The sequence below is a fragment of the Sinobaca sp. H24 genome (genome assembly GCF_023845525.1).
In genome coordinates this window covers 47,581-68,242 of record NZ_JALBWT010000005.1, presented here as the reverse complement: position 1 = coordinate 68,242, position 20,662 = coordinate 47,581, and the positions used below count along the sequence as shown (strand labels likewise).

19 protein-coding genes and 2 pseudogenes are annotated in these 20,662 nt (G+C 44.7%); 13 read left to right on the top strand and 8 right to left on the bottom strand.

Annotated features, from left to right (window positions below):
* Positions 1–15: 15 nt before the first annotated feature.
* The 3 genes from MMY81_RS09045 to MMY81_RS09035 all read right to left on the bottom strand — a co-directional run bounded on the left by MMY81_RS09045 (position 16) and on the right by MMY81_RS09035 (position 2,976).
* Positions 16–1,092, bottom strand: coding sequence for a branched-chain amino acid aminotransferase (locus MMY81_RS09045; RefSeq protein ID WP_120191520.1), 1,077 nt, complete (start codon positions 1,090–1,092; stop codon positions 16–18).
* An 89-nt stretch (positions 1,093–1,181) separates the two neighbouring features.
* Positions 1,182–2,360, bottom strand: coding sequence for a YbfB/YjiJ family MFS transporter (locus MMY81_RS09040; protein ID WP_252312582.1), 1,179 nt, complete (start codon positions 2,358–2,360; stop codon positions 1,182–1,184).
* Positions 2,361–2,766: 406 nt separating this feature from the next.
* A complete protein-coding gene (locus MMY81_RS09035) occupies positions 2,767–2,976 on the bottom strand; it encodes a hypothetical protein (RefSeq protein ID WP_252312581.1) in 210 nt (69 codons plus the stop codon).
* Positions 2,977–3,214: 238 nt separating this feature from the next.
* On the opposite strand from MMY81_RS09035, the gene MMY81_RS09030 reads away from it, so the two are divergent.
* Both MMY81_RS09030 and ytvA read left to right on the top strand, forming a co-directional pair.
* Positions 3,215–3,589: a hypothetical protein gene (locus MMY81_RS09030; protein ID WP_252312580.1), complete on the top strand. Its 375-nt coding sequence runs from the start codon at positions 3,215–3,217 to the stop codon at positions 3,587–3,589.
* 139 nt (positions 3,590–3,728) lie between these two features.
* On the top strand, positions 3,729–4,511 hold the full coding sequence (gene ytvA / locus MMY81_RS09025) for a YtvA family blue-light photoreceptor (RefSeq protein WP_252312579.1): 783 nt from the start codon (positions 3,729–3,731) through the stop codon (positions 4,509–4,511).
* Between the two features lie 32 nt (positions 4,512–4,543).
* On the opposite strand, the gene MMY81_RS09020 is transcribed toward ytvA, so the two are convergent.
* Complete coding sequence (locus tag MMY81_RS09020) at positions 4,544–4,732, bottom strand: CsbD family protein (protein WP_252312578.1); 189 nt, start codon at positions 4,730–4,732, stop codon at positions 4,544–4,546.
* Positions 4,733–4,836: 104 nt separating this feature from the next.
* On the opposite strand from MMY81_RS09020, the gene MMY81_RS09015 reads away from it, so the two are divergent.
* The 5 genes from MMY81_RS09015 to dgoD all read left to right on the top strand — a co-directional run bounded on the left by MMY81_RS09015 (position 4,837) and on the right by dgoD (position 8,504).
* Positions 4,837–5,055 (top strand): helix-turn-helix domain-containing protein, encoded by a 219-nt coding sequence (locus MMY81_RS09015; RefSeq protein WP_252312577.1) that lies wholly within the window; start codon positions 4,837–4,839, stop codon positions 5,053–5,055.
* Positions 5,056–5,078: 23 nt separating this feature from the next.
* The gene (locus MMY81_RS09010) at positions 5,079–5,621 is read left to right on the top strand and encodes an IclR family transcriptional regulator (RefSeq protein ID WP_252312576.1); all 543 of its coding nucleotides are present in this window, start codon (positions 5,079–5,081) and stop codon (positions 5,619–5,621) included.
* A gap of 140 nt (positions 5,622–5,761) precedes the next feature.
* Entirely contained in the window at positions 5,762–6,364 is a 603-nt protein-coding gene (locus MMY81_RS09005) for a bifunctional 4-hydroxy-2-oxoglutarate aldolase/2-dehydro-3-deoxy-phosphogluconate aldolase (RefSeq protein ID WP_252312732.1), read from the top strand.
* A gap of 2 nt (positions 6,365–6,366) precedes the next feature.
* Positions 6,367–7,359 carry a 2-dehydro-3-deoxygalactonokinase gene (locus MMY81_RS09000; RefSeq protein ID WP_252312575.1) on the top strand — a complete coding sequence of 331 codons (993 nt, stop codon included), beginning with the start codon at positions 6,367–6,369 and terminating at the stop codon, positions 7,357–7,359.
* Positions 7,356–8,504 carry a galactonate dehydratase gene (gene dgoD / locus MMY81_RS08995; RefSeq protein ID WP_252312574.1) on the top strand — a complete coding sequence of 383 codons (1,149 nt, stop codon included), beginning with the start codon at positions 7,356–7,358 and terminating at the stop codon, positions 8,502–8,504. The genes MMY81_RS09000 and dgoD overlap by 4 nt, the downstream gene beginning before the upstream one ends.
* A 41-nt stretch (positions 8,505–8,545) precedes the next feature.
* Here the strand turns inward: dgoD and MMY81_RS08990 are convergent, their stop codons facing one another.
* Positions 8,546–9,403 (bottom strand): MurR/RpiR family transcriptional regulator, encoded by an 858-nt coding sequence (locus MMY81_RS08990; RefSeq protein ID WP_252312573.1) that lies wholly within the window; start codon positions 9,401–9,403, stop codon positions 8,546–8,548.
* Between the two features lie 194 nt (positions 9,404–9,597).
* On the opposite strand from MMY81_RS08990, the gene MMY81_RS08985 reads away from it, so the two are divergent.
* The 3 genes and pseudogenes from MMY81_RS08985 (at position 9,598) to gnd (ending at position 13,440) form a co-directional block, all read left to right on the top strand.
* Positions 9,598–11,163 (top strand): gluconokinase, encoded by a 1,566-nt coding sequence (locus MMY81_RS08985; RefSeq protein ID WP_252312731.1) that lies wholly within the window; start codon positions 9,598–9,600, stop codon positions 11,161–11,163.
* Positions 11,160–12,513 (top strand): annotated as a pseudogene (locus MMY81_RS08980) (GntP family permease). Before MMY81_RS08985 ends, MMY81_RS08980 begins: the two are co-directional and overlap by 4 nt.
* A gap of 21 nt (positions 12,514–12,534) precedes the next feature.
* Positions 12,535–13,440, top strand: a complete 906-nt coding sequence (gene gnd / locus MMY81_RS08975; RefSeq protein ID WP_252312572.1) for a phosphogluconate dehydrogenase (NAD(+)-dependent, decarboxylating) — start codon at positions 12,535–12,537, stop codon at positions 13,438–13,440.
* Positions 13,441–13,484: 44 nt separating this feature from the next.
* Here the strand turns inward: gnd and MMY81_RS33580 are convergent, their stop codons facing one another.
* The 3 genes and pseudogenes from MMY81_RS33580 to MMY81_RS08955 all read right to left on the bottom strand — a co-directional run bounded on the left by MMY81_RS33580 (position 13,485) and on the right by MMY81_RS08955 (position 16,674).
* Positions 13,485–14,399, bottom strand: coding sequence for a methyl-accepting chemotaxis protein (locus tag MMY81_RS33580; RefSeq protein WP_274622833.1), 915 nt, complete (start codon positions 14,397–14,399; stop codon positions 13,485–13,487).
* 333 nt (positions 14,400–14,732) lie between these two features.
* Positions 14,733–14,864, bottom strand: a complete 132-nt coding sequence (locus MMY81_RS33310) for a hypothetical protein (protein WP_256497875.1) — start codon at positions 14,862–14,864, stop codon at positions 14,733–14,735.
* 295 nt (positions 14,865–15,159) lie between these two features.
* A pseudogene (locus MMY81_RS08955) lies at positions 15,160–16,674 on the bottom strand (long-chain-fatty-acid--CoA ligase).
* Positions 16,675–16,976: 302 nt separating this feature from the next.
* Here MMY81_RS08955 and MMY81_RS08950 point away from each other — a divergent pair.
* From MMY81_RS08950 to nagA, 3 genes are all read left to right on the top strand, one after another.
* On the top strand, positions 16,977–17,972 hold the full coding sequence (locus MMY81_RS08950; RefSeq protein ID WP_252312571.1) for a 2-hydroxyacid dehydrogenase: 996 nt from the start codon (positions 16,977–16,979) through the stop codon (positions 17,970–17,972).
* The gene (locus MMY81_RS08945) at positions 17,965–19,332 is read left to right on the top strand and encodes an aspartate aminotransferase family protein (protein WP_252312570.1); all 1,368 of its coding nucleotides are present in this window, start codon (positions 17,965–17,967) and stop codon (positions 19,330–19,332) included. Before MMY81_RS08950 ends, MMY81_RS08945 begins: the two co-directional genes overlap by 8 nt.
* A 130-nt stretch (positions 19,333–19,462) precedes the next feature.
* Entirely contained in the window at positions 19,463–20,662 is a 1,200-nt protein-coding gene (nagA, locus tag MMY81_RS08940) for an N-acetylglucosamine-6-phosphate deacetylase (RefSeq protein WP_252312569.1), read from the top strand.

The following is a 20,662-nucleotide window of genomic DNA, read 5'->3' as shown; positions in this document are numbered from 1 at the left end:
TTTTTGAATTCTTATTTAAGCCTGAACGGTAACGGTCCAGCCCATTTTATCTTCCATCATTCCGGTTTGGATACCGGCAATTGTTTCATATAAGTCCAGGGATAGTTTTCCGGTTTCGCCGTTATTGATGGAAAGATCTGTGCCTTTCCATTTAAGAGTGCCTACCGGTGAAATGACGGCGGCAGTCCCGGTGCCGAATACTTCTTCAAGTGTCCCATTTTCATGAGCGGCTTCGACTTCCTCGATAGAGATCAAACGCTCAGTCACTGGAATGTCCCAGCTTTTAAGCAGCTCGATCACGGAATTACGGGTAATACCTTCCAGAATACTGCCGTTTAATGCAGGGGTAATAACCTCTCCATTAATTTTAAAGAAAATGTTCATGCTTCCTACTTCTTCTATATATTTCTTCTCGATAGCATCAAGCCAGAGCACCTGGTCATATCCCAGTTCTTCCGCCTTTTTCTGGGCTTTGAGGCTTGCGGCATAGTTGCCTGCCGTTTTTGTGAAGCCAACGCCGCCTTTAACCGAGCGGACATAATCATCTTCTACAAAAATACTCACGGGACTCATCTGCTCGGAGTTGGAATAATAAGCTCCAACCGGAGATAAGATAATAATTAATTTATAGCGCGAGGACGGCTTTACGCTGAGACTGGCTTCTGTGGCAATGATAAAAGGACGAATATAAAGCGACTGTCCCTCTTTTGTAGGAATCCAGTCTTTCTCCAATTTAACCAGCTCTTTTAAAGCATCCACCATGAAATTTTCATCAATTTCCGGAATGTTCATACGCCGGTTCGATTCATTCAGCCGTTTGAAATTTTTCTCCGGCCGGAATAAAAGCAGCTTGTCCTGAAAATGATAGGCTTTTAACCCTTCAAACACCGCCTGTCCATAATGAAACACAAGACTGGATGGATCCATTGTTAAAGGCTGGTAGGGAATGATTCTGGGCTCGTGCCAGCCGTCCTCCGTGCTGTAGTCCATCATAAACATATGGTCGGTAAATTCTGCGCCAAATCGGAGATTATCATAATCCGGCTTTGACTTTTTTTCTTCTCTCTCGTGAATGGCTAATGATAAAGACATACCGTATCGCTCTCCTTGTGTGTAAATACAATCATATGGTGTGCATTATAGCAAGTATACTCTTAAAAAACCACTCAGGGAAAGAGCTCTCAGGAATAAGAGACAATAGATTTTTCAATCACATGGCTTTTTAGAAACAACAACACAATACCGAGCAGCAGAACTGCTGCTGATAGAATAAAACCACCTGTGTATTCGCTGCCGGTTGTCACTGCCGCTGCAGCAAGGGGGCCGAGGAGCTGGCCGATGCCGTAACTTGCTGTAAGACCCCCCATAATAAGCTGTGGTTTCAGAGGCTGGAGCTGTCTGGCAAGCATCATCGTTAAGGCAACAATTCCCATGAAAGAGCCTCCATAGCCGATGGCGGAAGCTACTGCAAATCCCGTAGTCGGAGAAATGAGCGGCAGAAGCACCGCTGCTGTCTGAAGAATATAGGCACTTTTTAACGATGAAAGAAGCCCGATCCGTTTTTGCAGCCAGGCCCAGAATAAACAGGAGGGAATGACTGCTGCTCCTACTACCGCCCAAATATAAGAAGGAGACAGACCCAGCTCTCCTTTGGAGGCTAAAAGTGATATAACAAACGTGCCGAATATAATATACCCAAAGCCTGCACAGGCGTAAATCAGGTAAAGAGCCTGCACGGCTTTTGGGTCGGGGGCACTGTTGGACGAAAAGGATACTTTATCTTCCGAAAGGTTCCGGCTCGGAAGCTCAGGCAGCTTTAATTGAAAGCCCAGCCAGATGAAAATGGAAAGAAGCAGGCTGACAGCTCCAAAACCGAGCCAGGCTCCCTCCATTCCGGTTCTTTCGACTAAAGCAGGAGTAAGCAGTCCGGACAGCAGAATGCCGCCGCCTACGCCGCCATAGAGCACGCCGGATACAGGCAGGCGGTCGTACGCTTTTAATTTATTTAGAACAAACGCGGCAGTGAGTACAAATACAAGGCCGCTTGCAATACCTGACAGCAGCCGCCAAACCAGCCAGGGAAGCAGAGAACCGCTGAGCCCCATTGCAGCTGTAGTAAGGACACTTACAGTCAGACCGGAATAAATAATACTTCTGCCGGGTTCAAGCCGCCGCGCCCACATGGCTCCGATAAAATAACCTGTATAGTTGGCGGAGGCCAGAAGCCCCGCGGAAAAAGGAGCCAGGCCCCGGCTTTCCATTGGAGGAAGGAGCGGCGTGAAAGCAAACCGCCCTATCCCCATTACTACGGATAAAGCAAGGAAACCCGCCGCCATATAAACAATAGGAATCCATTTCATTGTATCAGCCTCTTTTTTCGTAGTTCTTATTTCTTTATATCAGTAATTCGACCGCTGTTTGTAAATAGTTATTAAGCGGAATTTTATTATTATCGTTTCATAAAGACGTTTTATAGCATATGTATATAAACTTGTAAAAGGTAGAAAGAAAAGAGGAGAGAAAAAATAAAATAATGTTTAGGATTGGAGAGGGTGCTCTTTTATTATGGCATCCGTCCTCATTTTACACTAAATGTTTCATTGGCAGCGCATAAAGATGAATCACAGCGGCACAAAAAGCAGCCTGAGCGGTTTTTCGCTGCTAATGGCTGTTCTTTCATTGCAGGAGCGTTGGATCTGTCTGGCGCCTCTCCGCTGCTTTTATTATCCGCAGCAGAAAAGCTTAAATAAAAAAGCCGGCCCCTTCTTAAGTAGAGGGTACCAGCTTATTTTCCGGTGTACTGCTGTATCTATCATTAAAAGCTAAAATAGGGCACGATGCGCAGCTTTCGTTGATTCCGGTGCAGGTGACCATACATTCCATTTTCCCTTTGTTGTATATCTGGGATAATTCCTGTTTCACATAACAATCAAGCTTGGAGCAGAAAACCAGCTGTTCTGAAAGAGCATATTCCATCGTGTGCACCTCCCTTATTATTTGCCTTAAAAAGTATCTTCATACTTCTATATACCCATTATAAGACAGCGGAAACAACAATATTTGTCGTTTTTATAAAATTATATTCTTTAAACTGGGAAAGAAATGTTTAAAAAAAGCGGAAATAAGGAAAATATTACTAGTATATATCATTATGCATGAATTGCCTTTCTCTATCCGGAGGGCTGCCTGATGCAACGGAAAGGAGAGGGCTGAAATGAAACGCTGCGCATACATATTTTTTCTTTTGTCTATTTCAGCCCTCCTGGCCGGATGCGGCACAAAGGCTGAGCCTGCAGCTCTCCTGGACGAAGCTCCGGGGAGCCCTTCTTTTTTTCTGTTTTCCAATGAAGAAAATATGAAAGAAGAAAAACCATTCTATGATGCTCTGCTTACTTATTCCAATGCATGTGGAGAAGCAGGAGGTGCAGCGGTGGAAATTTTAAGCCAATCAGCCGGCATGGAAAGTGATACTGCTTTTTTTCTTTTTGCCGATCAGGATGGAGAAATGTCGTATGATGGAGAAGCAGATGCAGAAAGTATTTATACTTTTATGGAAAAACAGGCGCCCTGTCCGTCCAATAATAAATAAAAGATTATATATACAGGGCAGAAAACCTCTACCATAAAGAAACGGTCAATAAAACAGCAGTTATTTTACAGTAGCAGGAGATTATTGAAGAGAGTATAATAAAGAAATAATGCTTGTAGATAGAAAGAGGGAAGCTGCGATGGAAAACAGTTATATTTCAAAGGAGTTCGCTGATTCGCTCGTTGTTCAGACTATTGATTCAGCACAGGTTGGCGTAACGATTACCGATCCTTCCCGCCCCGACAATCCCATAATCTATTTAAACAGTGGATTTACAAAAATTACAGGCTATACGAGCAGTGAGACGCTTGGACGAAACTGCCGTTTTCTGCAGGGTGGTGTCGGAAGTGCGGAAGCTGTTGAAGAAATGCGGCGCGGCATCAAAGAGAAAAAGCCGGTTACGGTGGAAATACTCAACCGTCATAAAGACGGAAGTGTCTTTTGGAATGAAGTATACATAGAGCCATTGTACAGAGAAGGAAAGCTTTATTTTCTTGGCGTACAGAAAGATATCTCCAAACAAAAAGAGTATGAAGAAAATCTGGAAAAAACCCAGGCGCAGGTCTATCAGCTGTCGACTCCAATCGTACCCGTAACAGAGGAATTTTCTGTGCTTCCTGTTATCGGCGACCTTTCGTATGAACGCTTTGAAACGATCCGAAGCTATATATCAGAAACGTATTATTCCATGCATTATTCCTATCTGGTACTCGATCTATCAGGGTTGGGAACATATGATGAAATAGTAGCAGACGGTCTGCTGAACCTTAATCGTCTTCTGAAAATGCTCGGAGCAAAGCTTATTATTACGGGACTTTCGCCGGAGCTGTCGATTGCTTTCGTGAAAAGAAATATTAATTTGAATGATATTCAAACAGCATCGACTGTGAAAGACATTCTGAAACAGTATGGTATAACGTAAAAGCCGAAAATCCTCTGAAGGATTTCCGGCTTTTATTCATGATTAGTTTTCTTTTTTAAATTCCCAATTCCTTCTTGAGTCTTGCCTTTAGTTTTATCTTTTTTCGCGTCTGCCTGCATGTCCGGATCGTTTTTAGCATTTCCTACTTGATCTTTTACTTCGCCTTTGGCTTTATTGACTGCACTCTTGGCTTTGTCGCTGAATCCTTTTTTATCTGCCATTATATTTCGCTCCCTTTATAGGTTAATATTTATCTATTCCTTTCCTGGAAGGAAATGAAACCGGGTTGTGATATAATAGCGTCTCCATAAGGAGGAATAAACTGATGAACAATCACAAAGGGCCGTCTTCCGGCACCTCTATTCAATCCGTAGACCGGGCGCTGGTAATTTTGGATCTGCTTCAAAACAATCCGGAAGGATTAGGAGTAACGGAGCTGGCTAATAGGCTGGACGTTGCTAAAAGCACGGTGCACCGGCTGCTGATGTCTTTACAAAAGAAAAAATACGTAGTGAAAACGGGGACAAGTATTTACTGGGCTTGAAATGCCTCGAAATAGGAGAGGCCATGTCATCCCGGCTTGACGTACGAGCCACAGCTTCCCCAATACTGGAAGCACTCTCCAAAAAGACAAAAGAAACGGTGCATTTAGTTACCATGGATGAAGGAGAAGTGGTTTATATAGATAAAAAAGAAAGTGAAGCCGTGATACGTATGTTTTCACAGATTGGAAAGCGTGCTCCGGTTCACTGTACGGGAGTAGGAAAGGCAATGCTTGCCTTTTATCCGGAGAAGCAGATAGAAGATATTCTCGACAAACACCCAATGGAAAAGTTTACGGCAAATACTATCACTACAAAAGAAAAGATGATTCTGCACCTGGCTGAAATTCGTAAAAAAGGCTGGGCACTCGACGATGAAGAACATGAAGAAGGAATTAAATGCGCAGCGGCCCCTATATTTAACCGAATGGGAGAAGTGGAGGCGGCTATCAGTATTGCAGTCCCGATGATGAGGGTAAAAAATAAGGAATTCGAGATGTATATTTCAGAAATAAAAACAGCCTCTCAGGATATCTCAAAAGCAATGGGCAGTCAATTGACTTCTTGACTACGCTTTCAAATTGAGTATAATAATAAAAATACGCGAATGTATTTTTATTTTACCATTATGAGGAACAATGTTCCTTAATAAGGAACGAGGAGGAGCTATGAAAAATAAGGTGCTCGAAACGCTGAAAGAAAAAAAAACTGACAGCTATTATTCGTACAGACTCAAGCAAAGATCTGGATAAAACAATTGAAAGTCTTTATAGGGGAGGAATTCATTTTATTGAAGTGACGTTAAACACTCCCCGGGCCCTGAACGTTATAGAAGAAAACGCAGGCCTTTATGACGATCTGTTTCTTGGTGCTGGAACCGTTCTCGATAAAGAGTCTGCCGCCGCCGCCATCAGAGCCGGAGCTTCCTTTCTTTTGACTCCGACCCTTGATGAAGAAGTGATCAGAACAGGAAATCAGTATGGGGTTCCCGTCATTCCAGGAGTGATGACTCCAACGGAAATTCTGGCCGCATACCGTGCAGGAGCTGAGGTAGTGAAAATTTTTCCTGCTCACACGTTAGGAAGCTCATACCTTAAAGACGTAAAGGGGCCGCTTCCGTTTGTAGAAGCAATGGCAGTAGGAGGCATTTCAAAAGAAAACGTACCGGAATACCTGCAGAAAGGCTGGCATTCCGCTGGTATTGGGAGTTCACTTGTGAATCCGGAGTGGATTAAAAATCAGGAGTTTGAACGGATAGAAAAGCAGGCAGCCGCATTTACAGACATAGTGCGTTCGGCAGAAAGGAAATAAAGATGAAATATATTATGCTTGTTGACTCAGGAACCACAAATTCCAGAATCAGGCTGATAAATCAATCTTCTTCGGCAGTTGAAGGCTCCGTAAAAGTAGAAGCCGGGGTTCGGAACACCGCCATGAGCGGTTCAAACGAGGAATTAAAGCAGGCAGTCAAACAGGGAATTGAAAAGCTTTTAAAAAATAACAGCATTCAAAAACAGGACATTCAGTATATTTTAGCATCCGGTATGATTACATCGAATTTAGGCCTGCATGAAGTAGCACATCAAAAAGCTCCGGCGGATTCTGCAAAACTAGCCGCTGCTATGGAAAAGCGCTGTCTGGAAGAAATGTTTTATATTCCATGTTATTTTATTCCGGGATTAAAAAGTATAGAAGAGATAGAAGGTCGTCCACAGGTGCTCGATGTGATGCGCGGTGAAGAAACGGAAGCCTTTGGCCTGCTTGATGTAATGCAGCTTTCGGGAGATGGAATACTAATGCTTCCTGGTTCGCATACAAAGTGGATTAGAGCTGATGGCCGCGGAGAACTGCTTTGGAGCTCTACCAGCTTAAGTGGGGAATTATTAAAGGCCGTCCAGAGCCGGACAATTCTTTCTGACTCGCTTCCGGAAGGCCTGATAACAGAACTCGATGAGCGGGCATTGTGGAAGGGATTTTCAGCAGCAGAAACAATGGGAGTAAACAGGGCACTGTTTCAGATCCGCCTGCAGCATTTATCCGGCAACACAGAAGAGAACGAACGGGCTAATTTTTTAACCGGCGTTATTTTTCATTCGGACATTACCGCATTAAAGGAGATGAACCATCAGCACGGCGGCTGGGTGCTGGTAGGAGGGTCCTTTCCTTTAAAAGACGCTGCAGCATCTTTAATTAAACGAACGCTGCCGGAAATAGAAGTAATAGAAGCATCATCTGAGCAAGTAGAGCGTGGAGCGTGGAGAGGTCCGCTCGTCATAGCAGAACACAAGGAGGAATTATCAAAATGAAAATTACAGGATATGAATTGTTCCAGGTACCGCCGAGGTGGCTTTTCCTGAAAATAGAAACAGCAGATGGCATTACAGGCTGGGGGGAGCCCGTTATCGAAGGCAAGGCCCATACCGTTAAAGCTGCTGTAGAAGAAATGATGGATCAGCTTATCGGACTGGATGCCCGGAGAATCGAAGATCACTGGAATATGCTGTACAGGTCAGGCTTTTACCGCGGCGGCCCTATTCTGATGAGTGCGCTGGCTGGAATTGATCAGGCACTGTGGGATATTAAGGGGAAATATTATAATGCTCCGGTGTATGAATTAATGGGCGGAGCTTGTCGTAACTCTATTGGAGTGTATTCCTGGATCGGAGGCGACAGGCCTTCAGATGTAGGAGCGGCTGCTAAAGAGGCGGCTGATTCCGGTTTTGCTGCGGTGAAAATGAATGGCACAGAAGAGCTGCAATATATTGATTCCTACCGGAAGATCGACGAAGCGGTAGAAAGAGTAGCTGCAGTAAGAGAACATGGCGGAAAATATATGGGAATAGGAATTGATTTTCATGGCCGTGTGCATCGTCCGATGGCTAAAATTCTTGCGAAGGAACTGGAGCCTTTTCGTCCGATGTTTTTGGAAGAACCAGTACTTCCTGAAAACAATGAAGCACTTCGGGAGATAGCCAGACACACCCATATTCCGATAGCTACAGGAGAAAGAATGTTTTCCCGCTGGGACTTCAAGCCTTTGCTGGAAGATGGATATGTTGATATTATTCAGCCGGATGTTTCCCATGCCGGTGGAATTACAGAAATGAAAAAAATAGCGTCGATGGCAGAAGCGTACGATACAGCGATTGCTCCCCATTGTCCGCTGGGGCCTATAGCTCTTGCTTCGTGCCTGCAGGTGGATGCCACTTCCCACAATGCTTTTATTCAGGAACAGAGTCTGGGCATTCATTACAATAAAGGCAGCGATCTGCTTGATTATATAAAGGATAAGACCGTCTTCGACTATGAGGATGGGGCAGTCAAAATACCAGCCGGACCAGGTCTCGGAATTGAGATCAACGAAGAGTATGTAAGAGAACAGGCTCGTAAAGGCCACAATTGGAAAAATCCAGTATGGCGCCATAAGGATGGCAGCATCGCAGAATGGTAAAAAAAGCCGGCCCTTATTATAAGACGGGCCGGCTTCTGTATTTACAAGCGCTTGCGGGAAATAGCATCCCGGATTAAAGATAATGCTTCCTGCGTCTGCTGTTTTCTTTTGACACAGTAATTCACATACAGCGTATCAAGCAGGGACAGTTCTGCAATTCTGGAAGCCAATGCTTCAGAGCGGTATTCAGTCTCCTGTGCTACCGTATAAAGGGAAATGTCGGCCTGTTTTGTAAGCGGGGATTTGGCATAGTTTGTAATGGCAATGGTGCGGGCGCCTTTGTTTTTTGCAACTTCCAGCACTTCCAGCAGATCCTTATTGGCACCTGTGTGGGAAATGAAAAATGCGGCGTCTTTTGGCTTAAGCTGGGAAGCGGCCATCAGCTGAAGGTGATTATCGGTATAAGCCAGGCTTGAAAGACCGGTACGCATAAATTTATGCTGCCCGTCCTGGGCGGTGACGCCTGAACCGCCGCTGCCGTAAAAATGCACCTGTCCTGCCTCAAGTAATATATTTAAGGCTTCCTGGAGGGTTTCTTCTTTTTGTATATCTCGTGTATGAGCGAGTGCGGTCATGTTGGACTGGAACACTTTATTCATAATGGTTGTTTCTGAATCATCTTCCTTTATATCTTCATGAATATCTTCAATAGGTGTTACGAGTTCGGAGGCAAGCGAAATTTTCATTGCCTGGTATCCCTTAAACCCTAAATGCGTACAGAAACGAAAAACAGTAGCATCTGCTATTTGAAGATTATCGGACAGTTGGTTAATAGTAGAATGAATAATTTTTTCAGGATTTTTTAACACATAGTCAGCAATCATTTTTTCTTTTACACTCATTTGTTTGTATGAAGAGTGAATAAGATGAAATACGTGCGGGACGGATGCGCTGGCCATAAAGGGCTCCTTTCCAAACGTGTCTTTCTGATAGTGTAAATCAAATAAACAGAGAAGAGAAGTTGAAAGAAAAAAATTTTCAGGTTGTTTAAAATTTTATTTCTTGTATAATAAAAAAATAAGAAAAATATTTTCATTATCAGCCAAAAATGAAAACGCTGTAATTTTGCGGGGAGGATTAAAAAGTGAAAGCGATTATTGGAATTGATATAGGTACAACCAGCACAAAGACGCTTGCATATGGCACGGACGGCCGCATTTTTTCTGAAATAGAAAAAGAGTATCCGTTGTATTCGTCCATCCCTTCAGAAAAAGAACAAAATCCGGAAGAAGTATACTCCGCTGTTATAGAAACAATAAGAGATACTGTGAAAGTTCTGCAGGAGCAGGGGGTGGAAGCAACGGGTGCGGGGTTCAGCTCAGCTATGCATAATATCATGGCCGTTGACGAGAATGGAAAACCTCTTACCAGGCTTATTACCTGGGCCGACCAGCGTTCAGTTAAAGAAACGGAAGCTCTAAAAGAAGGAAATGGCCACGACATTTTTATGCGGACCGGAACACCCATTCATCCGATGTCTCCTTTAACCAAATTAATGTGGTACCGGAAGAATGAACCTGCTCTTTTTAAACAGGCAGCGAAATGGATTTCCATAAAAGAATTCGTGTTTTACCGGTTGTTTGGCACGTATGCCGTCGATTATTCCGTTGCTTCTGCTACAGGGCTGTTTCATCTTGAAAACCTGGACTGGGATGATGAAGCTCTTCGTACGGCAGGTATAACGAAAGAACAATTATCTGTTCCGACAAAGACAAGCAGCATTTTTACAGGGCTGAAAGAGGAGCTTCAACAGGAGCTGGGACTGTCGGGAGAAACTCCTTTTGTTATCGGAGCAAGCGATGGGGTGCTCGCCAACGTTGGATCCGGCGCGCTTGCACCGGGAGTGGTAGCCTGCTCTATTGGAACGAGCGGAGCCGTGAGAACAGTGGTGGATAAGCCTTATGTAGATCCTAAGCAGCGGATTTTCTGTTATGCGCTTTCCGAAGGCAGATGGGTCATAGGAGGGCCGATTAATAATGGAGGCATAGCGCTGCGGTGGGCCCGTGATAAATTATTTCCTGATTTAAAAAAGCTGGCAGAACAGGAAGGTAAAAATCCCTATGACGTTCTCAACGAGATAATTGATTCTGTAGCACCCGCATCGGACGGTTTAATTTTTCTTCCCTACTTAATAGGAGAAAGAGCTCCCTTTTGGAATTCTGATACAAAGGGAATGTTCTTCGGCCTGACACTTCATCACGGCAGGGAGCATATGCTTCGAAGCGTTATGGAAGGCGTCATGATGCAGATGTATTCTGTTGTTATTGCTTTAATGGAAGCCGGCGTAGAGCCTGTGCAGTTCAGGGCGGGCGGTGGATTTGCGCGCTCGCAGACATGGAAACAGATGATGGCAGATATGTTCGAAACAGAAATTGTTATTCCGGAAAGTCATCAGGGATCCTGCTACGGGGCCGCCTGGATGGCGATGGATGCACTTGGCATAGTGGACAGCCTGGATAGTATTGAACAGACTATTTCAATTGATGAAAAGCAATACCCGGTTAACGAAAATGTGACTGCTTATAGAGATATTAAGCCTATTTTTCTGCGAATGGCAAGAGACCTGCAGGATGAATTTAAAGCAATATCCGACGTGCAGCGTTCCCATGCCGAAGGAAAAAGAAGGCTTTCAGCAGATAATGAGGAGGAAATATTATGACAACATCAACACCGTGGCTCGTTATCGTTGCGGTATTAGCAGTTGTTCTGCTTTTATTTCTAGTAATGAAAACGAAGCTGCAGGCATTTATTGCATTACTGCTTGTTAGTTTTATCGTAGGACTTGCTGTTGGGATGCCGCCTGGAGAAATTATAGAAACCATTGAAGCAGGAATGGGAGGCACACTCGGCTTTATCGCTGTCATTATCGGCCTGGGAGCAATGTTCGGGGAAATGCTCCGTGTTTCCGGCGGGGCTGAACGACTTGCTTTAACGCTGATGGATAAATTTGGAGAGAAAAATGTGCCATGGGCACTTGCTTTGACCGGTTTTATTATATCGATACCTGTCTTTCTGGACGTTGCACTTGTTATTTTAGTACCGATTCTATACAGTTTAGTCCAGCGCACCGGCAAATCCCTGCTTTATTTTGGGATGCCGCTTCTGGCTGGTCTTGCAGTTACCCACAGTTTTATTCCGCCGACTCCGGGTCCTATATCGGTGGCAGCTTTACTCGGAGCAGACCTTGGATGGGTTATTCTGTTTGGTGTTATTGCCGGTATCCCGGCAGTGGCGATTGCCGGCCCGATTTTTGGTAAATACATTGCAGGCAAGATCCAGGTGGGTGTACCGGAGTACATGATGGAACAAATGAAAGAAATGGACTATGACCGCGATCTTCCAAGTTTTCGGAGCGTAGTAGCCATTATCACGCTTCCGCTTGTATTGATTCTGGTTAATACCTCCGCTGATCTTGTACTCGAAGATGGAAGTACACTTCAGGTAATACTTACTTTCATAGGCCATCCATTTGTGGCGCTTACGATGGCTGCTCTTCTGACATTTTATATCTTTGGTATTCGCCGCGGATATAAAAAAGAGGAGATCCAGCAGATTACAACAAAAAGCGCTTGAACCGGCGGGAATTATTATTCTCGTTACAGGTGCCGGCGGTGTATTTGGTGAAATGCTGATTCAATCGGGTATAGGAGATGTACTTGCTGATTCCATGCAGAATGCGCAGATGCCGCTGATGTTGTTTGCTTTTATCACAGCAACGATTGTGAGAATTGCCCAGGGTTCGGCCACAGTCTCCATGATAACAGCAGCCGGACTGGTAGCACCGCTTTTAGATACCTATAACGTCAGTGATCCTATGCTTGGCCTTTTGGTTATTGCAATCGCTTCTGGTGCGACCGTCGTATCCCACGTGAACGATTCTGGTTTCTGGCTTGTAAACCGCTATTTCGGATTAACGGAAAAACAAACGCTTCAATCATGGACCGTAATGGAAACTATTATTGGCGTTGTCGGATTTACAGTTGTATTTATCATCAGCTTTTTCGTATAAAACAAGAGGGGGACAATGATCATGAAGATCGGATTGATTGGCTTAGGGAAAATGGGATTTAACATAGGCGCACAGATGCTGGAAAAGCAGCACGAGGTAGTGGCCTTTGATGTGAATAAAGAATTTACGGCTTCCTTTGAAAATGAAGGAGGAACGGCAGCTGAAAGTCTGGAAGATCTGGCGCAGAAGCTGGAAACACCCCGCGTTGTCTGGGTAATGGTTCCCGCCGGCGAACCGACAGAAAAAGTGTTGAATGAAATAGCAGGGCATCTGGATAAAGATGATATTTTAATTGATGCCGGAAATTCCCATTATAAAGAATCGCTGGAGCGTCATAAGACATTTGCTGAACAAGGCATCCGGTTTATGGATATGGGAACAAGCGGCGGCATTTCCGGCGCAAGGCATGGTGCCTGCTTCATGGTAGGAGGCGCCAAAAGCGCCTTTGACCACATTGAACCGGTACTGGATGATTTATCCGTTCCAGACGGCTATCATTATTCAGGAGAAGGCGGAAGCGGCCACTACTTGAAAATGGTGCATAATGGCATCGAATACGGCATGATGGCAGCCATTGGCGAAGGATTTGACCTTCTCGAAAAAAGTCCATTTGATTATGACTATGAAGGGGTTGCGAAAGTCTGGAATAATGGATCGGTCATCCGCGGCTGGCTGATGGAGCTGATGGAAGAAGCATTCAAAGGAGATGCAAGGCTTGATGATATAAAAGGAGTTATGCATTCTTCCGGAGAAGGCAAGTGGACCGTAGAGTCCGCACTCGATATGGAAATGGCGGCGCCTGTCATTACGATGGCTCTAATGATGAGGTATCGTTCGCAGGAGGATGACACGTTTACCGGTAAAGTAGTGGCAGCCCTGCGCCACGGATTCGGTGGTCATGCGACAGAAAAAAGCAGCGAAAACTAAATCATAAAAGGCTGTTCCCTATAACAGGGCGCAGCCTTTTTTTATTATATTAAATCACGAAACAGGTTGGACTGTTCCTCGAGCTCTTTGGCGGCCTGGCTGATTGTGTGAAAATTATCGGCGGCTTCCTTTATCTGCAGGCGGCTGTTTTTTACTCCCTGCTGGGAACGAACGGTCCCTTTACTTATTTTATCTACTTCACGGGTTATGCCTTCCACATGCATATTAACTTCTTTTGTAGACTCCTGGGCCCGGTTTGCGAGCTTTCGTACCTCATCTGCCACCACAGTGAAGCCGCGGCCATGTTCGCCGGCTCTGGCTGCTTCTATAGCAGCGTTTAATGCGAGCAGGTTAGTCTGGGCAGCGATCTCCTTGATAGTCTGAACGATGTCTTTTATGGAGTCGGCCTGGTCTTCCAGAGATTTCAGGATACTGAGGTTGTTATCTGCTTCTTCAGATATAATAGTGGCGTTATCAGACAGCTCTCTGCTTTTCTCGACGCCTCCAAGAGCACGGGTTAGCAGATCTTCGGACATGTTCTGTATACGCGAAGACATCTCCGTCATTTCGGCTTCACGGGAAGTGATATCTGTAGCAATTTTAATAACGGCATTTACTTTGTTATTGTTATCGAATACAGGCATATACGTAGCTTCTAATGTAATCATCCTGCCGCTGCTCGTCACACGCTGAATTTTATCCTGAAAAGACACGCCTGTACGCAATCGTTTCCAAAAATTCATGTAATCAATGCTTCCCGCAAACTCAGGGAGGCACAGCGCTCGATGATGCATGCCTTTTAGTTTTTCGGCAGGGTATTCTACAGCCCCGGCAAATAAATCATTAGCCCATAGAATCGTGCCATCCGGCTCAAATTCAATCATAGCAAGAGATTTTTCCAAAGAAGCAAGAACATATTGCTGATTCAGCACCTGGTGTGAATTAGCTGCCATCTTCATTTCTTTATCCCCCGGTCTATATAATGCGTCTAAACTATATATCGGCAGAAATAGAGAAGTATTAATAATTAATAGTAACAATTTGAAATATAACTTTATTTTTTAATAATTGTAAAAATAAACGATAGAAAATTAAATAAATGGCAAAAAAAGCAAAAAAAAGAGTCTGGCTTCTAAAAGTCAGGCTTTTTAATAAATAACTATGTATATATAGCAGGGTAGGGATACATCAAACGAAGAATTCTACGCTTGCAGCAGGGTAAGCCGAGCAGGTATCCGATCCCTGCATTCTGGTAACTTCCTTTAAGAAAGGAAATTATTTAATTGTCATTATTATACGTTTGTTTTTTTGTTTCTTTTCTTGAAAAGCGGCTTTTTCACAGCTTTTACAACAGGATTTGTTTTGTTCTGCTGCTCAGCGTCTTTGCCGTAAAGCTCTCTAGCTTTTGTGTACATTAGTGTCAATTAATAACCCTCCTTTTTATCTTCTTATAAACAGTTTTCCCGCTGTGTTTTCTTCGCAAACATACGATTTTGTTAATTAAAACAACGGTATAAACAGCGGGAAAATAAATTGCTTATAAGTGAAAATTAAACCATTTTTCAAGCGCTGTCAATAGAAGAATTTCAATAAAGTTCAGGAAATTTAGATAACTCTTCTAGAGCGCTTCCGACAGTAGATACAAAGGATTTTAAAAATATAAAAATTCTTTTTTAACGCAGAAAAACCACTCCTTTTTTAGAGTGGTTTTGGGTGAAATTAAGAGCTTGTTTTTAAAGCTCTTTTTAAAATTTTCCCGGTAGCGTTTTTTCGGAAGTTCTTCAATAAATTCAATATCGGCAGGAAGCTTAAACTTCGCCAGATGCTGACTGCAGAAACCATGCATATCTTCTGTAGTTAATTCTTTATTTTTTGTAACAACAAAAGCTTTGATTTTTTCTCCGTAGGCTTCATCGGGTTCGCCAAGCACGGCTGCCTCCACGACATCAGGATGCTGATAAATGACTTCTTCTACCTCGCGGGGATATACGTTGTATCCGCCGACAATAATTAAATCTTTTTTGCGGTCTACAATGTAAATATAGCCTTCTTCATCCATGCGGGCGAGATCCCCGGTATGAAGCCAGCCATCGCGGATGGTCATACTGGTTTCTTCCGGAAGGTTCAAATAGCCTTTCATCACATTGGGGCCTTTCACAATCAACTCACCTACTTCATTTGACGGAACTTCTCTGTCTTCCGGATCTACGACCTTATTTTCTATGCCGGGGAAGTTAACGCCGACAGAACCAGCTTTTCTTTCTCCATTCAGGGGATTAAAGGCGGTGACCGGTGCACTTTCCGAGAGGCCGTAGCCTTCAAGAATAGGGACATCAAATCGCTCCTGGAAACGTTTGAGAAGTTCAACGGGCATGGAAGCACCGCCGGAAATACAGAGGCGGATGGAGGAAAGCTCTTCTTTTCCAATATCAGGCATCTGATTAATAAAGTTGTACATCGTTGGTACCCTGCAAATAAGGTTACCTGATGCTTTTGTATGGCCGTTACCGTTTCTTTTGGGCTGAAGGCCGGCATAATAACGATAGGTACACCTTTGATAAGAGAAGCGTTCATCGATACGGTCATACAGAATACGTGAAACATGGGAAGTACGGCCATGGATACATCTTTTTCTTCATATTCCATAGCCTCTGCCGTTGCGAGCGCATTGGACAGCACGTTCTCATGCGTTAAGATTGCTCCTTTTGGCCGGCCGGTCGTACCTGACGTGTAAAGAATAACCGCCGTATCCTCTTTTGTAAGCGATACGGAGCCCAGAGGAGCCTGGTTATTATCGAGCAGGGAAGAAAAGGGAATATAGCTGGAAGAAGAATCAGAGCCTTCTCCAGTCAAAATAACGTGGTCCAGGGAGGAAAGTTTATCCTTTGCCTGCAGGAGCGGGTCTTTCATTTTCCCAATACCGACAATCGCCTTTGCTCCCGAGTTCGAAAGAATAAATTCAAGCTCGCTCGCTGTATACATAGGATTCATTGGAACAACAGCAGCGCCGATACGGAGAATACTGTAATAGGAGATCACAAATTCAGGAGAATTGCCCAGCAGAAGAGCCACGCGGTCTCCTTTTTGAATACCGAGAGATTCTAGTGTGCCGGCGGCCTGGTTAATGTCTTCAGTAAGAGAGGAATAGGAAAAAGGCTGGTCCTGCCATATGTATGCAGTAGACTCAGCAGAGTTCTTTGCTACGTCCTCTAAATAATCCACAAGTGTAGTCAATAAATGAATCCTCCTTTTTTAAATAATGAATGAATAGTCATTCATGTAAGCGATAACAAAATACTACTATAAACATAATCTCTATGGAAGAACATGTCAAGATGCGAACATGGATTTACAATGAAAAGGTCTGGAGATCAGCCTGTATCTGCTGATTCAACTTATTGGATGTTAAAGTATTTGTACTAAAATATTAATATATTCAGAGAGAATTTATTTCTTTTTCTAAACAAGGAAGGAAAGGAAGTTCTTTGTATAGAAGAGGTACGTTAATTAAGGAAAAGATACATAGGTGGGATAAAATGGAGAAGCCGTATATTTTAGCATATGGAAGAGTTAGTGAAGAAGCCCTGGAAAAGCTGAGCCGTGAGTACGAAACGGTCTACTTTGCGAACGGGGAAAACCTGGAAAATGAACGCTTTCGTGCAGTACTGCAGCAGGCCCAAGCTATTGTCGGAGTGGAACTGGAAGTGAACGAAGAACTGCTCGATCACGCTCCGGAGCTGAAAGTTGTCAGCAATGTAGCAGTAGGGTACGATAACCTTAACGTGACAGCGCTTTCTGAAAGAGGGATAGCTGCCTGTCATACACCGGGCGTCCTTAATGATACGGTAGCAGATGCCGTGTTTGGAATGGTGCTTGCCTCCGCGCGGAGAATTCCGGAAATGGACCGGTTCGTAAAAGAAAAAAAGTGGAATGGCGTCATGCCGGATGAAAAATTTGGTGTGGATGTCCACCATAAGAAAATCGGTATTATTGGCATGGGACGTATAGGGGAAGCGATAGCAAAGCGTGCCGCCCTCGGATTTGATATGGAAGTGCTGTATCACACCCGCTCAAGAAAAGAAAAAGCAGAGAACGAGTACGGGGCGGTTTATCAAGAACTGCCAGACCTGCTGGAGCAGTCCGATTTTGTTGTGCTTATGACGCCGTTGACTCCGGAGACGGAAGGATTAATGGGGACGGAGGAATTCAGGAGAATGAAAGCGGACTCCATTTTTATCAATGCCTCCAGAGGCGCGGTGGTAGATGAAGAAGCGCTGGTTCATGCGTTGAGGAATGGAGAAATCCGGGGAGCGGCGCTTGATGTATTCCATCAGGAGCCGATACAGCAGGATCACCCTTTTTTGACGATGGAGCAGGTTATTACGCTTCCTCATTTAGGGTCGGCCACAGCTGAAAATGAAAATAACATGTCCCTGCTGGCAGCGGATAACGCCCTGCAGGTACTCAAAGGGCAAAAACCGGCGTATATGATAAATCAGGAAATATGGAAAGGGAGGAACAAACATGAATGAAAAATTTACAGCAGAAGCAGTCAGTCCAGCCGAATGGTATGAAAAAGACGAGGAGCTGGTCTGGCATGCCATGCGTCCCGGCAGCAAAAAACGCTCCTTTATCGCGTCAAAAGCAGAAGGGGCGTGGCTCGAAGATATAGACGGAAACCGCTATCTTGATGCGATGGCAGGCCTTTGGTGTGTGAATGCAGGCTACGGCCGTAAGGAGATTGCGGAAAGCGTATATGAGCAGCTGCTGGAAATGCCCTTTTACCCTCTGACACAAAGCCATAAGCCGGCTATACAGCTGGCAGAGAAGCTCAATGAGTGGCTGGGGGGAGACTATGTTATCTTTTTCTCCAACAGCGGCTCGGAAGCAAACGAAACGGCTTTTAAAATAGCAAGACAGTATTTTCACCAAAAAGGGGAGGCGGCGCGCCAGACGTTCATCTCGCGCTACCGCTCGTATCATGGAAACACGATGGCGACGCTTGCCGCCACCGGCCAGGCCCAGCGCAAATATAAATACGGCCCGGGACTCCCCGGTTTTGTTCATGTGTCCCCGCCGGATCATTACCGCTCAGGAATGGAAACAGAAGCACAGAGCAATGAAAAGGCCGTACAGGACATGGAAAACGTTATGAACTGGGAGCTTGGTGAAACGATCGCCGGGGTTATTATGGAGCCGATTATTACAGGTGGAGGCGTTCTTGTACCTGGAGATACGTATATGAAGCGGGTGCAGGATGCATGCCGGAAGAACGGGGCTCTGTTAATATCAGATGAAGTGATCTGCGGATTCGGCCGGACCGGAAAACCTTTTGGCTTTCAGCATTTCGATGTGCAGCCGGATATTGTAACGATGGCGAAAGGCATTACAAGCGGCTACCTGCCGCTGTCGGCCACTGCCGTGAAGCGGGAAATCTATGAATCGTTTCAGGGAACGGAAGCTCATGATCATTTCCGCCATGTGAATACGTTTGGTGGCAGCCCGGCATCATGTGCGGCGGCGCTTGCTAACCTGGAAATAATGGAAAAAGAGAAGCTCAGCGAACGCTCAGAAGAGCTGGGCAGAGAACTTCAGGAGTCACTTCAGGAACTGCTTTCTCTTCCTCATGTAGGAGATGTCAGAGGAAGAGGGCTGCTTGCCGGAATTGAATTTGTAGAAACGAAAGAAAACAAACAGCCGTGGGAAGAGGCGAAAGTAGCGCAGATAGTAGCACGCTGCAAAGACAAAGGCATAATTATTGGAAAAACAGCCGATACGGTAAACGGCTTTAATAATATTACGCTTTCACCCCCGCTTAGTCTTACCCGCGAAGACTTTGATTTTCTAGTAAAAACGCTGAAAGAAACCGTTCGGGAAGTAGTAACGCAGTAGGGTCACAGCAAAATGGAACTGACCACCAGACTGAACTGGATCTGGTGGTTCTTTTTTGCTTTATTGGTATAGACAACTATAACATTTAATTGTACAATTAACCTATGAGCAGATAAGAAGGAGTGGAGAAATGAGCAGAGACTGGATTATAAAAAATGTACGTATTGTCAATCCGGATCAAGAGCTGAGTGAGTCATTTATTCATATAAAGCAGGATAAAATTGTAAAAACCGCCCCGATGGCGGATTGGGAAATATATAAAAATGAAATAACGGTGGAAAAGGACAAAGTCCTGGATTTTTCCAAAGATAAAAATACTTTCCTCGTACCGGGTTTTGTAGACGTCCATATTCATGGAGCCAACGGAAGTGACGTGATGGATGGAACAGAAACAGCGCTTCAAACGATGGCTTCTTTTCTTCCCAGTGAAGGGACGACAAGCTTTTTAGCTACGACTATGACCCAGCATCCCGATAAAATCAGGCAGGCGCTGGAACAGGTGGGCAGCTATAAAGCAAAAGAGCAGGCGGAAGCCGAATGCCTCGGAGCCCATGTGGAAGGCCCTTTTTTCACAAAAGAAAAAGCGGGGGCTCAGCCAGTCGAACACCTCCGCCAGGCAGATGTTTCTCTTTTCAAAGAGTGGCAGAAAGCAGCATCCGGGAAAATAAAAATAGTATCACTCGCCCCGGAGCAGGACCCGGAATTTCTGCTTACCTCTTATTTAAAAGAAACAGGGGTAGCCGCATCGGCCGCTCATTCCAATGCAGAGGCAGACCTGGTCCGAACCGCGCAGAAACAGGGAATTTCCCATGCTACGCATTTATACAACGGGATGAGCGGACTGAATCATAGAGAACCCGGACTGGCAGCAGAAGCCCTTCTTAACTCAGGGATGACAATAGAAATGATCGTAGACGGAGTGCATATTCACCCGGATATGGTGAATCTTGCCTATCGTTTAAAAGGGGCAGCCGCTACGCTGCTTATCACCGATTCGCTGCGTGCTAAAGGACTTCCGGACGGGAAATACGATCTCGGGGGCCAGGAGGTAACAGTCAAAGGAAATAAACCTTATTTAGAAGATGGGACGATCGCCGGAAGCGTTCTGCCAATGAATGAAGCAGTTAAAAACATGACAGCTTTCAGCGGCTGCTCCCTTCAGGAAGCGGTATGGATGGCTTCATGGAACCCGGCATCGTTAGCTGGAGTGATTGATCGAAAAGGAAGTATCGAAGCAGGTAAAGATGCCGACTTTGTGTTAATGGATAAGGAAGGGACTGTTTATAAAACATGGTGCAGAGGAAATCTGGCTTTCCAGAGAGGAGAATAA

What these genes read in the sequence shown, in the direction of transcription:
- MMY81_RS09045 (WP_120191520.1), bottom strand. Translation starts at nt 1,092, where the DNA reads ATGTCTTTATCATTAGCCATTCACGAGAGAGAAGAAAAAAAGTCAAAG.
- MMY81_RS09040 (WP_252312582.1), bottom strand. Translation starts at nt 2,360, where the DNA reads ATGAAATGGATTCCTATTGTTTATATGGCGGCGGGTTTCCTTGCTTTA.
- MMY81_RS09035 (WP_252312581.1), bottom strand. Translation starts at nt 2,976, where the DNA reads ATGGAATATGCTCTTTCAGAACAGCTGGTTTTCTGCTCCAAGCTTGAT.
- MMY81_RS09030 (WP_252312580.1), top strand. Translation starts at nt 3,215, where the DNA reads ATGAAACGCTGCGCATACATATTTTTTCTTTTGTCTATTTCAGCCCTC.
- ytvA (WP_252312579.1), top strand. Translation starts at nt 3,729, where the DNA reads ATGGAAAACAGTTATATTTCAAAGGAGTTCGCTGATTCGCTCGTTGTT.
- MMY81_RS09020 (WP_252312578.1), bottom strand. Translation starts at nt 4,732, where the DNA reads ATGGCAGATAAAAAAGGATTCAGCGACAAAGCCAAGAGTGCAGTCAAT.
- MMY81_RS09015 (WP_252312577.1), top strand. Translation starts at nt 4,837, where the DNA reads ATGAACAATCACAAAGGGCCGTCTTCCGGCACCTCTATTCAATCCGTA.
- MMY81_RS09010 (WP_252312576.1), top strand. Translation starts at nt 5,079, where the DNA reads ATGTCATCCCGGCTTGACGTACGAGCCACAGCTTCCCCAATACTGGAA.
- MMY81_RS09000 (WP_252312575.1), top strand. Translation starts at nt 6,367, where the DNA reads ATGAAATATATTATGCTTGTTGACTCAGGAACCACAAATTCCAGAATC.
- dgoD (WP_252312574.1), top strand. Translation starts at nt 7,356, where the DNA reads ATGAAAATTACAGGATATGAATTGTTCCAGGTACCGCCGAGGTGGCTT.
- MMY81_RS08990 (WP_252312573.1), bottom strand. Translation starts at nt 9,403, where the DNA reads ATGGCCAGCGCATCCGTCCCGCACGTATTTCATCTTATTCACTCTTCA.
- gnd (WP_252312572.1), top strand. Translation starts at nt 12,535, where the DNA reads ATGAAGATCGGATTGATTGGCTTAGGGAAAATGGGATTTAACATAGGC.
- MMY81_RS33580 (WP_274622833.1), bottom strand. Translation starts at nt 14,399, where the DNA reads ATGAAGATGGCAGCTAATTCACACCAGGTGCTGAATCAGCAATATGTT.
- MMY81_RS08950 (WP_252312571.1), top strand. Translation starts at nt 16,977, where the DNA reads ATGGAGAAGCCGTATATTTTAGCATATGGAAGAGTTAGTGAAGAAGCC.
- MMY81_RS08945 (WP_252312570.1), top strand. Translation starts at nt 17,965, where the DNA reads ATGAATGAAAAATTTACAGCAGAAGCAGTCAGTCCAGCCGAATGGTAT.
- nagA (WP_252312569.1), top strand. Translation starts at nt 19,463, where the DNA reads ATGAGCAGAGACTGGATTATAAAAAATGTACGTATTGTCAATCCGGAT.